Raw genomic sequence first — 13,051 nt, forward strand, 5'->3', positions numbered from 1 at the left:
CTCTGGGTCCTGACGTTCGTCAGGATGACGGAAAAGGGGGGTGCTTCAAGCGTCATGGGATGCGGTCTTGTTCCCCGCGAACGCGGGGGCCCAGGAGCCACGATCGCCGTCCTGCTTGATCCTGGGCTCCTGCCTTCGCAGGAGAACGAGGAGGGAGGTTATGCCCTCCCCCGTCATGCCGGACCCTTCGGCTTTGCTCAGGAGAGCCTTGTTCCGGTATCCACCGTTCCGCCCACCGTTGCTGTCGAGTTCGCGGGAGCGTGGACCCCGGAATCAGTCCGGGGTGACGGAGCGCGAGGTGGCGTCGGGATCAGTTTCGACCGTCGGGCTTTCCTATCCTCCCCCGCCAGGGGGAGGGTGGCACCGCAGGTGACGGAGGGGGAGGACACGCAACAGGGGTGATCGCCCCCTCCCCCTCCGTCTGGCAAGCGCCAGCCACCTCCCCCTTGCGGGGGAGGATCAGGAAGGCGCGTCAGCCGAGCGTCGAACCGCGATCCGCGGCGAACGACGGGGCCGGGCCGGTGGCGGGGCGCAGCGACTCGCGCTCGGCATTGGTGGGGACCGCGGTGGGATCGGGGCGGAAGGCGTCCGGCGCGCGGTCGGTCGCACCCGGGCGGGGCTTGTCGAGCGCGAGATCGGGCGCGGCATGCTCGGCGGGGTTGGCCTTCGACCGAAGGAACACCGCCAGCAACGCACCCCCGAGACCGATCGCCGCAGCCCCGATCGACAGCGCGTTGATGCCGAACGTCTTGGCGTTTGGCTTGGTGCTGGGGGCGGGCTTGTGCGGATGAGGCTTGGTCATGGGAATGTCCTTTGTTTTGAGTGAGGCGTTGAGAGACCAATCAGGATCGCTTAAACGAATAATATCAGCGCTGTAGGATAGAAGTTCCCAATCTCAAGCGAGCGATGTGAACCACTCGCCATTCGCGCACCCCTCCGTTATTGAATAACGATCACGGGGGGACTTCATGGAACTACAATCGGTAACGCTTACAGGGTATCGGCGGTTTGCGGTCTCGACGGAACTGAAAACGACTGGTAAATTAGTCGCTCTCCTCGGGCCAAACGAGGCGGGAAAAACATCGATCCTTAAAGCCATCAGCCAAATCGGATCATCGGTTCCCATTCCAAAAGCAGATTATGCTCGAGCAGCGATCGTCAGCGATGATGACATTATCATAGTTGCCAGGTTTCGGCTAGAAATTGAAGATCTTACTGCCGCCCAGTTGACCGGTCCGACGTGGTACATTTTGGATAAAAAAGCGTCGGGCCAGCAGGTTCATCACTTCGAGCCCAAGGTTCATCTACGGGACTCCTCCCACCGCGCGAAGCTAAAGGTTGCTTTGGCAAAGGTTCGCAAAAACAACAAATTGCTCGGGCGACTTATTCAAACAGTCTCAACAATACCCGAGATTTTAGACCAGGTTGATGAAATACTTTTATCCAAAAAGGAAACTTTGTCTAAAGAAGAAATTGCAAAAATTGAAGAATTTAAGGAGTTGATCTCGGATAAAGCGGATGAGACCGATCCTGCGTATTTTCGCGACTTAGCCGCAAAATTATTGGAATGCATGCTGCTGGAGAAGGCTCCAACCCCATCGGAAAACGCATATTCAGTAATATTCAAGCGAGTGCCAAAATTTCTCCTATTTTCAGAAAATGATCGACTTCTAAAGGGAAGCTATAGCGTAGAAGAGGTGAAAACTGCTATACCATCCGCTTTGTCAAATTTGGCCAAGGTAGCAGGTTTGGATATCGCAAAGCTTGTTTCTGCGATTGATGATGAAGATACTTCAACTATAGCAAAACTGAAGCTTCAAGCTAATGATGCACTTAAGACTCAATTTTCAGAAAACTGGTCTCAATCAGGCGTTCATGTCGCCTTCGAGGTTTTCAACGGAGAAATTCAGATATTAGTCCAAGAGGAAGGATTTAATTTCACAAAACTTGCAGAGAGAAGTGATGGCCTTCGCCAGTTCGTAGCTCTTCAAGCTTTCACGACATGTGAAAGAGTAGAAAATCCAGTTTTACTGATAGATGAGGCGGAAATGCGCCTTCATTATGATGCGCAAGCCGATCTTATACAAATGCTATCCCGGCAGACCGTTTCCCCAAAGATAATTTACACGACCCATTCGGCAGGATGCCTACCAGAGGATTTAGGAAATGGCGTCAGTCTAGTTGACTACGCCAGTAAAGACGACGAAGTTCCAAGTAGTACCGTTCGAAATCATTTTTGGAGTCGGGAAGGTGGAGGACTTGAGCCCTTATTGTTTGGAATGGGCGCCGCAACACTAGCATTTTTTCCAATACGAAGAGCGTTGTTGACCGAGGGAGAGTCAGACATGCTACTTCTACCGACAATGTTTCGCGAATGCTTTGGGTCATCTAACCTGGATTTTCAGGTTGTTCCCGGATTATCGAAAACCAGCGGCATAAACTTACCAATTTTGGCACGAAACGGCAAAGGAATCGCCTTTATTCTAGACAATGATCCTGGCGGATCCGCGATCAAAAACAAGATAGTTGAAGCAAGCTTCGATGAGCACGCCGTCTTTTTCCTAAAAGGACCGAATAACACAGAACATCAACTTGAGGATTTCATCGATCCTAAACTTCTCTCTATTGGCGCTCATTCGGCGCTATCGGACAGCCATCCTGACAAGAGCAGTATACCTCCGTCCAGCTTCAGATCGAATGGGAGGTTAAAACTAATTGCCTCTCATTACGGCCTTAAAAATCAAGGTGAGATATCAAAAACAAGAATGGCATACGCAATACTAGACCATCTCACATCAAATCCAGAAAAGACCGTGGTTGATCCTCAGAAAAAACAATCATTCGAACGAATAGCTGGAAACATTCGAGCGTACTTATCAAAGTAAATTTCGTTAGATTACCACTACGACTTGCCTACCTTCTCCAGCAACGGCGCCAGATACTTCCCCGTAAAGCTGCCCTTCGCCTTCGCCACCTTCTCCGGTGTGCCCTCGGCGACGATCTCGCCGCCCTTGACGCCGCCTTCGGGGCCCAGGTCGAGGACCCAGTCGGCGGTCTTGATGACGTCGAGATTGTGTTCGATCACGACGACCGTGTTGCCTTGCTCGACCAGCGCGTGGAGGACCTCCAACAACTTGCGCACGTCCTCGAAGTGGAGCCCGGTGGTGGGTTCGTCGAGGATGTAGAGCGTGTTGCCGGTGGCGCGGCGCGAGAGTTCCTTGGCGAGCTTGACGCGTTGCGCTTCGCCGCCCGAGAGCGTCGTCGCCTGCTGGCCGACCTTGACGTAGCCGAGGCCGACCTCGACCAGCATCGCCATCTTGTCGCGGATCGGGGGGACCGCCTTGAAAAACTCGGCGGCGTCCTCGACCGTCATGTCGAGCACGTCGGCGATCGAATGGCCCTTGAACTTCACCTCGAGCGTCTCGCGATTGTAGCGCGCGCCGTGGCAGACGTCGCAGGTGACGTAGACGTCGGGGAGGAAGTGCATCTCGATCTTGAGCACGCCGTCGCCCTGGCACGCCTCGCAGCGGCCGCCCTTGACGTTGAAACTGAAGCGGCCGGGCTTGTAGCCGCGCGCCTGCGATTCCGGCAGGCCGGCGAACCAGTCGCGGATCTGCGTGAAGCTGCCGGTGTAGGTGGCGGGATTGCTGCGCGGGGTGCGGCCGATCGGCGACTGATCGATGTCGATGACCTTGTCGAGATACTGGAGGCCGGTGATCTTGTCGTGCTTGCCCTGGACGATGCGCGCGCCGTTCAGCTCGCGTGCGGCGGCTGCGTAGAGCGTGTCGATCGTGAAGCTCGACTTGCCCGAGCCGGAGACGCCGGTGATGCAGGTGAAGGTGCCGAGCGGGAGGCTGGCGGTGACGCCGCGCAGGTTGTTGGCGACGGCGTTGTGGACGGTGAGCTTCTTGCCGTTGCCTTTGCGCCGCGTGGCCGGGACCGGCACTTCGCGCGTGCCGTTGAGATAGTCGGCGGTGATGCTGCCCTTCGAGTTGAGGATCTGCTTCAGCGTGCCCTGGGCGACGACCTGGCCGCCGCGGACGCCGGCGCCGGGGCCCATGTCGATGATGTAGTCGGCGGTGCGGATCGCGTCCTCGTCATGCTCGACGACGAGCACGGTGTTGCCGAGATCGCGCAGACGGCGGAGCGTCTTGAGGAGCATGTCGTTGTCGCGCTGGTGCAGGCCGATCGAGGGCTCGTCGAGGACGTAGAGCACGCCCGACAGGCCGCTGCCGATCTGCGACGCCAGGCGGATGCGCTGGCTTTCGCCGCCGCTGAGCGTGCCGCTGGTGCGGTCGAGGTTGAGGTAATCGAGGCCGACATTGTTGAGGAAGCCGAGTCGCTCGACGATCTCCTTGAGGATGCGTTCGGCGATCGCGTTCTGCTGGTCGCCGAGATGCTGCGGCATGTCGGTGAAGAACTGGAGCGCGTCGACCACGGACAGGTGCGTGGCGTAGGAGATGTCCTTCATCGCGATCTTGACCGCGAGTGCTTCCGGTTTCAGGCGCGCGCCGCCGCAGACTTCGCAGGGGGCGGCGGACTGGTACTTGCTCAGTTCCTCGCGCATCCAGGCGGAGTCGGTCTGGAGCATGCGGCGGTTGAGGTTGCCGATGACGCCCTCGAACGGCTTCGACACGTCGTATTTCTTCTTGCCGTCGATGAAGGTGAGCGTGACGGGCTTGCCCTTCGAGCCGTGCAGGATGGTGCTCTGGACCTCCGGCGGGAGTTGGCCCCACGGCGTCTCGATGTCGAACTGGAACTCGCGCGCGAGGCTGCCGAGGACCTGCATGTAATACGGGCTCGGAGGGTTGGATTTCGCCCAGGGGACGACCGCGCCCTTCTTGATGCTAAGCATGTGGTTGGGAACGACGAGGTCTTCGTCGAACAGCAGCTTCTCGCCGAGGCCGTCGCAGGCCGGGCACGCGCCCTGGGGGGCGTTGAACGAGAACAGGCGCGGCTCGATCTCGGAGATGGTGAAGCCGCTGACCGGGCAGGCGAATTTCTCGGAGAACACGATGCGGCCGTCGGGGGCGTTGTTGCCGAGGATTTCCGATTTCGGCGTGTGCGGCTCTACCGGGTCGGCGGGGTCGACATAGGCTAGGCCGTCGGCGAGCTTCAGCGCGGTTTCGAACGATTCCGCAAGGCGCGTGGCGATCTCGCCGCCTACTACCAGGCGGTCGACGACGACTTCGATGTCGTGCTTGTACTTCTTGTCGAGCGCGGGGGCTTCGTCGATGTCGTGGATCGTGCCGTCGATGCGGACGCGCGCGAAGCCGGCCTTCTGCCACTCGGCGAGTTCCTTGCGGTATTCACCTTTCCGCCCGCGAACGACGGGGGCGAGCAGGTAGAGGCGCGTGCCCTCGGGGAGCGCCATGACGCGGTCGACCATCTGCGACACGGTTTGCGCCGCAATGGGCTCGCCGGTCGCGGGCGAGTACGGGATACCGACGCGCGCCCATAGCAGGCGCATGTAGTCGTAGATCTCGGTGACGGTGGCGACGGTCGAGCGCGGGTTGCGCGACGTCGTCTTCTGCTCGATCGAGATCGCGGGCGAGAGGCCTTCGATGTGGTCGACATCGGGCTTCTGCATCAGTTCGAGGAACTGGCGGGCGTAGGCGGACAGGCTCTCGACGTAGCGACGCTGGCCCTCGGCGTAGATCGTGTCGAACGCGAGGCTCGACTTGCCCGAACCGGAGAGGCCGGTGATCACCGTGAGCGTGTCGCGGGGGATGTCGATGTCGACGTCCTTGAGGTTGTGCTCGCGCGCGCCGCGTACGGAAATCTTTGTCAGCATGAGGCTGGTTCTACTTCTGTTCTGTTCGGGAAACTAGATGGAGAGATAGGAATGCATGAGGCCGGGTGCCAGTTCATCCGTGGCGAACGATCGGCCGTCGATCGCGCGGCCTTCGATACTACGTCGATTATGGTCTCGAACGCGGCTTGAAACCCGGCGGCACATTGGCGACAACCGAAGCGCCGACCGGCACGTCGAGGGGGACGATACGATGCAGGACATTCACCGATGCCAATGATGTTGGCGCTGACCGCGGCCGCCGCCATGGCCGAGCCGACAGCCGCGGCGCCGATGAAGCCGTCCAGCAAGTGGAACGTCGATTACGGCGATACGGCTTGCGTACTCGGGCGGACGTACGGCACCGGCAAGGCGGAAACGATCCTGCTGCTGCGCAGGGTGCCGCTGGCGTCTTCGCTCGACCTGATGGTCTACACCAATGATCGCGGTACGACGATGCGGATGGGTCAGGCCAAGATCAGCATCGTCGGTGGCGAAACGCGCGAGGGCCATTACGAAAGCTTCCCGACGCAGGCGTCGGGAAAGCGGTTGACGCAGATGTCTGTCGATGTCGCGCTGTTTGAGGCTCTGCAAGCCGGCGCGGTGCTTCAGGTCTCGCCCGAGAAAATGCCGGGATGGGTCTTTGCCGTGCCCAATGCGAAGGCGGCGTTCGAGGCGCTGGCCAAGTGTAACGATGCGACGGTCAAGCTGTGGGGGATCGATCCGACCGAGCGATCGCGGATCGCCCAGCCCGCAGAGCCGAAAAGCTATCCGGGAAACTGGATTTCGACCACCGATTACCCGATGACGGTGGTCAGCAAGGGCGCGCAGGGCACGACGACGATCCTGTGGACGATCGGTCTGGATGGCCACGCCGCCGATTGTCGGACGGTGGTGAAAAGCGGCGAAGTCGAGCTCGACAAAGCGGCCTGCCGCGCGATCATCGCGCGGGGACGCTACAGGCCCGCGCTTGGCTTCGACGGCAAGACGATGCTGAGCCACAGTTCGCGCAAGGTCATGTGGCGATTGCCGGGGACGTGGTCAGGCAAGTGAGCGGGTTCGGCGAGTGAGCGGGTCTGGGAAGTGAGCGGGTCCGAGGAGCACCGGGGTTGCGATCCCGCTTTGGTGTATTATCTTCGTCGTACACACTGACAGCGAACGACCGAGGACGACATGGGCAAGAAGAAGGACGAGCGTAAGCGGCGCGAGCGCGAGGCAGCGTCGCACAGAGTCGAAAGCCAGAGGACGGATGACAAGGCGGGTGACAGGGCGGGTGCCTTTGGCGCTAAGTACGGCTGGCCCGGCAAATTGGAAAATGCCGCTCCCATGGCTGGTATTGCCTCCGCCATTGCCCGGCAGATGGGAACGCCAGCCGGACGGCAGGTGATTGCAGCGGGATTGATGGCGGCGGCGAGTGCGATTGCGCGGCAGGATACGAAGCAAGCGGCACCGCCATCTTCGCCGCCGGCTCCACCCGCGCCACCGCCACCTCCCCCCACTGCCGAACCGCTCGCTAAGGCGCATGCGTCCACGGAACGCTCGACGGGGCCATTCGCCGGCGAGACACCGGAACCGCCGCGCGCTGATAGCCCTGCCCTTCCGCTCGAAGTCGCCAAAGTGATCGCATCGGTTTCGACAGGGCTGGAACGTTGGGTCACGGGACTTGGCAAACCCGCGAAAGGCAAGGACAGCGGAGAATAGGGCTCCGAATATCCGCTAAGGACCTGAGCCCCCGTCGCTGCATCACTTAGATTCAGCGATGGGGGCTTTTTATATTAGTCACTCAGGATCGGTCAGGCCAGAAGAAAACCCGCCACCCCGTTACCATTCGAAAAGCTCAATGGTTTCGATTGCTCCGTAATGGTTGCATACTATTAGTTACCCATGATTTACATCCGTATTGCCTCAATCTCGACACCTAGATGCTGAATCTCGACCTATACATACCGAACCAACAATTGGAGTGATTGGTATGTCGAAGGATAACTTGTCGGGCGTCGAAGCCATTAATCAAAACCCGATCATTACTTCTCTGCCGGATGAAAGGTCGCTGCCGGACTGTAGCACGTACGCAACGTATCGGCCGATTATCGAGGCGGCGATCCCGCTGATCACCAAGCTGATACCCAAGGTCGGTTCGGCGCTGACCTATCTGGTCATGCTGGCGGATTCGGTGTGCCAAATCGCACCGAGCGCAACGAAGGCCAGTTCCCCCGAGGATATGCGCCGACATCTGGCGGAAACCATCCTGAACAAGGCGGCGACGGACCCCGCATGGAAAGCGCAGCTGATCAACGATCCGAACGGCACGCTCAACGGCGATGCGATCGGGACCGAGATCGAGATGCTGAAAAGCCTGCATGCGCTGGCGCCGCCAAGCGTAGCCTGCTCGTTCAGCTGCATCATTAGCACCTGACACCGCGAAACGGCGCCCGGCCATTTTCGATGGTCGGGCGCCATGCTGCTAATGCTTGGGAACCGTTGCCATGACCCCACTTCGCATTCGCCATGCCCAGTTGCGTCCCTCAAACACGAATGTTGCGCCCCTCAAACGCCTGAGGACTGGCATTCCCGGAACGTTCGCCGCCCTAGTCGATGATGCATTGACCGCATGTCGCGGTGAGGATCTATGGCGTACGCAGCCGCATGCTGGTCCGGAACGAAGCTGGACCTATATCCGCCATCGCGATGCGACCACGCCCGATCAGGGGTGGAAACTGCACGTTACCGCGACCGCATGGTCGGCGGATGATGTCCTGCGACGCGTTCTGGCGGTGCTGCTCGACGAACCGACCAGCTTCAAGATTGCTGCCGAACGCGAGACTCTCCGTCGGTTGAACCGTGGCGAATTGGGACCGACCCAGATCGGCAAGCTCGTCACCGTTTATCCGGTCGACGACCTGCAGGCCGTTCGGTTGGCGGAGCGCCTGCATCGGGCGACTACCGGGCTCCGCGGACCACCGGTGCCGACCGACCGACGGTATCGTGCCGATAGCCTCGTATCATTCCGGTATGGAGACTTTACCGGCCGCGAACTGGCGTATCCGACCGGTGCAACCGTTCCGGCGATCCTGACGCCCGATGGGCAATTGATCCCGGACGAGCGTGGCATGCAGTATGTGGCGCCATCCTGGACGACCGATCCCTTCGGGGGCGGCGTCGCTGCGGTCGTTCCGCCGTCACCGGGCGATATGCTCGATGGGCGACTGCTGGTCGTCGCGACGTTGGCCGAATTGCCGCGCGGCGCTACCCTGCTTGCGGCCGATCTTCGCAGCGGCGAGCGGCGGGTGTTAAAGACCGCCATCCGTGACCATCTGATCGATCGCGACGGTGACGACGCTCGCGTGTACCTTCGTCGCGAAGCCGATTGCCTGCACGCCGTGCGTGACGTCACCGCTTTTCCGACGTGTCACGCACTGATCGAACACCGCGATCTCTTGATCCTGGAAATGGAAGATTTTGCCGGCGAACGGCTGGACGATCATATCGCAGGCCTTGCGACGCGCGGCCAGTTACCGGGCGATGCGGATGTGGTGCGCATCGGGCTTCAGATCACCGCAGTGATCGGCACATTGCACGACCGCGGCTTTGCGCACCGCGACATCAAGACGACCAACGTCATTCTGAACCCGGACGGCAACGTCCGAGTTATCGATTTCGGGCTCTCCCATTCACTCGACGCGCAGACAGGCGGGGAATTGGGCACCCGCGGGTACCGATCGGTCGAACACGATTCGCCGATCGCAGCGGACATTCACGCAATCGGTGCACTGCTCTATGCGTTGGCGACAGGTGCCGAGCCCGCGCTGGCGCCGAACGATCATGGTCTGCTCGATCGCCCGATCGCAGTGCTCAATCCCCGCATCGGTCACGCGCTCCGCACCGTGATCGCCGCATGCCTAGCACCAGAAACACGATACCAGGATATGGCCGGCCTAGCTGCAGCTTTGCGGGATGCTGGATCGTCGACGCGCCCTTCGGCAACCACCGCCGTCAAAGGTACGCGGTATCTTGTCGATCTGGCCAGTCCTGCTGGATGTCTGTCGGCGGCCAAGCGGCTTGGCGATACGCTTTGTACGACGCTCAGCGCCGATGCGACGGCCAACGGGGAATGGACGGACGCCCAGGACTGCACCCATGGTACGGCGACCGATCTGGGAGCGGGGAGGGCAGGATCTTTGCTGGCTCTTGCGGAATTGGTCGCGGTTATTGGCGACGAAGGTCATCGCGCGGTATTGGCGCGCTGCGCGCATGCGCTTGCCGCACGCCCCACCCCTACGCCGCATCTGCCCGGGCTATATGTGGGAACCGCCGGGATAGGTGCGGCGCTGCTTCGTGCCGGCCACGCGCTCGCCGATGACACGCTCGTCGCCTCGGCGCTGCAACGCGGTCGGATGGTAGCATCCGCACCATATACGTCCCCCGACCTGTACGTCGGCACCGCAGGCCGGTTACGCTTCCACCTACTCCTGTGGAATGCGACGAGCGATTCCTGCGCGCTCGATGCTGCCATAGAGGCCGGAAAGGCGTTGATTGACTGCGCCGAAACCGAACAGGGCGGAACGGCCCGCTGGACCATTCCACCCGGCTATGCGCACATGTCGGGCCACGCCTATCTCGGCTATGCCCACGGCGCGGCAGGGATCGCCGACAGCTTGCTCGATCTGTTCGCGGTTACGGGATGTGGCAAGGTGCTGCATGTGGTTGAGGGCGTCGTGCGCTGGCTTGCCGCCACTGCCGTTTCCACGCTGTACGATGCAGATGGCCTGAATTGGCCTGATCAGGCCAATGGAACGGCTGCCGGAGCCTATTGGTGCCATGGCGCGGGCGGCATAACGTCGTTCCTGAGCCGCGCGGCGCGGATCGGGTCGATTACGGAAGCAGAGCCGATGGCAGCCGCGGCAACGCGGACAGTGGCGGCCGCAACGCGGTGGTTCGATGCGACGCAGTGCCATGGCCTGTCGGGCAGCATCGAATGCCTGCTCGACCGGTATCAGGCCACGGGCGATAACGACATCCTGACGCAGGTCGGCGTCTTTGCGGAAATACTGCAGGCGTTCGCGTCGGAGCGCGATGGTCTGCTGATGTGGCCGTCGGAAGCACCGGGAGCATTCGTTCCCGATTATCTCACGGGCTATGCGGGCGTGGCGACGTGTCTGTTGCGGCTTGCCGACCCGAAGGCCCGCAGGCGCATCCTAACGGTTCCCAGATGACCGTTCGGACCAGGCGGCGGCAACGGTCGATCCGGTGCCGCCGCCTGTCATCAGATATGGATGGACTTGCCCTGCACCGCCATCGCGGCTTCCTTCATCGCCTCGGCATGGGTGGGATGCGCGTGGCAGGTGTAGGCGATGTCCTCGCTGGTCGCGCCGAATTCCATCGCGATGGCGGCTTCGGCGATCAGCGTGCCGGCGAGGCTCGAGACGATCCAGACGCCGAGGACGCGGTCGGTCTTGGCGTCGGCGATGATCTTCACGAAGCCGTCGGTGTCGCGGTTGGTCTTGGCGCGGCTGTTCGCGGCGAACGGGAACTTGCCGACCTTGATCTCCGTCAGGTCTTTTGCCGCCTCTTCCGTCAGGCCGACGCCGGCGATTTCGGGCATCGTGTAGACGACGCTCGGGATGACGTCCTCGTTGACGATTCCGGTCTGGCCGGCGATGTTTTCCGCGACCGCGACGCCCTCGTCCTCGGCCTTGTGCGCGAGCATCAGGCCGGGGATGCAGTCGCCGATCGCCCAGACGCCGTCGACCTTGGTGCGGAAGCTGTGGTCGGTTTCGATCTGGCCGCGCTTGTTGAGCTCGAGGCCGATGGCTTCGAGATTGAGGTCGTCGACGTTAGCCTTGCGCCCGATCGAGACGAGCACCGCGTCGGCGGTCAGCGTCTCGGATGCACCACCGGCTGCGGGCTCGACGGTGACGGTCGCGACGCCGTTGTCGACGGTGACGCCGGTGACCTTGGTCGAGAGCTTCAGCTCCATGCCCTGCTTCTTGAAGAGCTTGGCGGTCTCGCGGCGGACTTCGCCGTCGAAGCCGGGGAGGATCTGGTCGACGAACTCGACGACCGTGACCTTCGCGCCGAGACGACGCCAGACGCTGCCGAGTTCGAGACCGATCACGCCGCCGCCGATGACGACCATGTGCTCGGGCACCTTCGGCAGCGCGAGCGCGCCGGTGCTGTCGACGACCGTCGTCTGGTCGACATCAACCCCGGGGAGCGGCATGACGCTCGAACCGGTGGCGATGACGATGTTCTTCGCGGTGACCTTCTGGCCCGCGACGTCGACGGTGTGTGCGTCCTGGAACGCGGCCTTGCCCTTGAGCCAGGTGACCTTGTTCTTCTTGAACAGGAATTCGACGCCGCCGGTCAGTTCCTTGACGGCCTTGGCCTTCTCGGCGTGCATCTGGTCGAGGTTCAGGGTGACGCCGGCGAACTCGACGCCGAACTTCGTCATATGGCCGCCCTTGGCCTCCTCGTAGATCTCGGAGGCGTGGAGCAGCGCCTTCGACGGGATGCAGCCGACGTTGAGGCAGGTGCCGCCGAGCGTCTCGCGCGATTCGGCGCAGGCGGTGCGCAGGCCGAGCTGTGCGGCACGGATCGCCGCGACGTAACCGCCGGGGCCTGCACCAATTACGAGGACGTCATAGTCGTAGTCAGCCATGTTATGCTCCAGCGGGGAACGGCTTACTGCGTTCGCCGTCCTTGGTTATCGTTGTGATGTGGCCTTCGAAGCCACCACCGGCCAACACTGCAATCAGGCGGTCGGCGATGGCATCCGGATGCACGCGGTTCAGTCGATTATATAGTATCGCGCGGGGCGCAGGGTAACCACGGTTGAAGATCAGGTCGCCGAAGTCGCGGTCGTCGGTGATCAATATCAGCGTCGTGATGTCGCCTCGCGCCAGTATCTCCGGATCCTTGGCGCCGCGCGATGTTTCCCGGATCCATTCGACGGCGTGCCCCGCACTTCGCAACCGCGCGACGACAACCGGATGCTGGTTTTCGTCGGCGAGCAGATGCACCCGTCAGGCCGCTTTGCGCTGCGCCGCGACCGTCGAGTCGACCAGCAGGTCTCGCGCGAACGCGATCGCTGCACGGACGTCTTCCTCGGTAATATGATCGAAGGCGGCGAGAACATCGGTAATGCTCGCGCCGTCTTCGAAATATTCGAGGATCAGCTCGACCGATATCCGCGTACCCTTGACCACGGGCTTGCCGCCCAGGATTTCGGGGTCCGAATGGATGTGGTCGCGCCAGTTCATC

General features: G+C 61.3%; 10 protein-coding genes. 5 read left to right on the forward strand and 5 right to left on the reverse strand.

All coding sequences use genetic code 11. The features are described from left to right. Positions 1-472 precede the first annotated feature (472 nt). Positions 473-802: a hypothetical protein gene (locus U1707_RS04075; RefSeq protein WP_332798791.1), complete on the reverse strand. Its 330-nt coding sequence runs from the start codon at positions 800-802 to the stop codon at positions 473-475. A gap of 166 nt (positions 803-968) precedes the next feature. Here U1707_RS04075 and U1707_RS04080 point away from each other — a divergent pair, with 166 nt between their 5' ends. After that, the gene (locus U1707_RS04080; RefSeq protein WP_332798792.1) at positions 969-2,885 is read left to right on the forward strand and encodes an AAA family ATPase; all 1,917 of its coding nucleotides are present in this window, start codon (positions 969-971) and stop codon (positions 2,883-2,885) included. 17 nt (positions 2,886-2,902) lie between these two features. Here the strand turns inward: U1707_RS04080 and uvrA are convergent, their stop codons facing one another. Beyond that, positions 2,903-5,794, reverse strand: a complete 2,892-nt coding sequence (uvrA, locus tag U1707_RS04085; RefSeq protein WP_332798793.1) for an excinuclease ABC subunit UvrA — start codon at positions 5,792-5,794, stop codon at positions 2,903-2,905. Between the two features lie 228 nt (positions 5,795-6,022). On the opposite strand from uvrA, the gene U1707_RS04090 reads away from it, so the two are divergent. The 4 genes from U1707_RS04090 to U1707_RS04105 all read left to right on the forward strand — a co-directional run bounded on the left by U1707_RS04090 (position 6,023) and on the right by U1707_RS04105 (position 11,004). Further along, complete coding sequence (locus U1707_RS04090) at positions 6,023-6,844, forward strand: energy transducer TonB (protein WP_332798794.1); 822 nt, start codon at positions 6,023-6,025, stop codon at positions 6,842-6,844. 120 nt (positions 6,845-6,964) lie between these two features. Next, a complete protein-coding gene (locus U1707_RS04095) occupies positions 6,965-7,492 on the forward strand; it encodes a hypothetical protein (protein ID WP_332798795.1) in 528 nt (175 codons plus the stop codon). Positions 7,493-7,763: 271 nt separating this feature from the next. Next, positions 7,764-8,207, forward strand: coding sequence for a hypothetical protein (locus U1707_RS04100; protein WP_332798796.1), 444 nt, complete (start codon positions 7,764-7,766; stop codon positions 8,205-8,207). A gap of 187 nt (positions 8,208-8,394) precedes the next feature. Beyond that, entirely contained in the window at positions 8,395-11,004 is a 2,610-nt protein-coding gene (locus tag U1707_RS04105) for a class III lanthionine synthetase LanKC N-terminal domain-containing protein (protein WP_332798797.1), read from the forward strand. 50 nt (positions 11,005-11,054) lie between these two features. On the opposite strand, the gene lpdA is transcribed toward U1707_RS04105, so the two are convergent. Genes lpdA through U1707_RS04120 form a run of 3 tightly spaced genes read right to left on the reverse strand, consistent with a single transcriptional unit; the run spans position 11,055 to position 13,050 of the window. Continuing rightward, positions 11,055-12,449, reverse strand: coding sequence for a dihydrolipoyl dehydrogenase (gene lpdA / locus U1707_RS04110; RefSeq protein WP_332798798.1), 1,395 nt, complete (start codon positions 12,447-12,449; stop codon positions 11,055-11,057). A 1-nt stretch (position 12,450) separates the two neighbouring features. Continuing rightward, positions 12,451-12,810 carry a DUF5615 family PIN-like protein gene (locus U1707_RS04115; RefSeq protein WP_332798799.1) on the reverse strand — a complete coding sequence of 120 codons (360 nt, stop codon included), beginning with the start codon at positions 12,808-12,810 and terminating at the stop codon, positions 12,451-12,453. Between the two features lie 3 nt (positions 12,811-12,813). Next, the gene (locus U1707_RS04120) at positions 12,814-13,050 is read right to left on the reverse strand and encodes a DUF433 domain-containing protein (RefSeq protein ID WP_056060652.1); all 237 of its coding nucleotides are present in this window, start codon (positions 13,048-13,050) and stop codon (positions 12,814-12,816) included. Position 13,051: the final 1 nt, after the last annotated feature.

Origin of the sequence: Sphingomonas sandaracina, from assembly GCF_036663695.1 — a bacterium.
Lineage (GTDB): Bacteria > Pseudomonadota > Alphaproteobacteria > Sphingomonadales > Sphingomonadaceae > Sphingomonas.

Bases quoted from the DNA above. Each gene is read 5' to 3' on its own strand.
- lpdA (WP_332798798.1), bottom strand. From the start codon at position 12,449: ATGGCTGACTACGACTATGACGTCCTCGTAATTGGTGCAGGCCCCGGC.
- U1707_RS04120 (WP_056060652.1), bottom strand. From the start codon at position 13,050: ATGAACTGGCGCGACCACATCCATTCGGACCCCGAAATCCTGGGCGGC.
- U1707_RS04080 (WP_332798792.1), top strand. From the start codon at position 969: ATGGAACTACAATCGGTAACGCTTACAGGGTATCGGCGGTTTGCGGTC.
- U1707_RS04100 (WP_332798796.1), top strand. From the start codon at position 7,764: ATGTCGAAGGATAACTTGTCGGGCGTCGAAGCCATTAATCAAAACCCG.
- uvrA (WP_332798793.1), bottom strand. From the start codon at position 5,794: ATGCTGACAAAGATTTCCGTACGCGGCGCGCGCGAGCACAACCTCAAG.
- U1707_RS04095 (WP_332798795.1), top strand. From the start codon at position 6,965: ATGGGCAAGAAGAAGGACGAGCGTAAGCGGCGCGAGCGCGAGGCAGCG.
- U1707_RS04075 (WP_332798791.1), bottom strand. From the start codon at position 802: ATGACCAAGCCTCATCCGCACAAGCCCGCCCCCAGCACCAAGCCAAAC.
- U1707_RS04090 (WP_332798794.1), top strand. From the start codon at position 6,023: ATGCCAATGATGTTGGCGCTGACCGCGGCCGCCGCCATGGCCGAGCCG.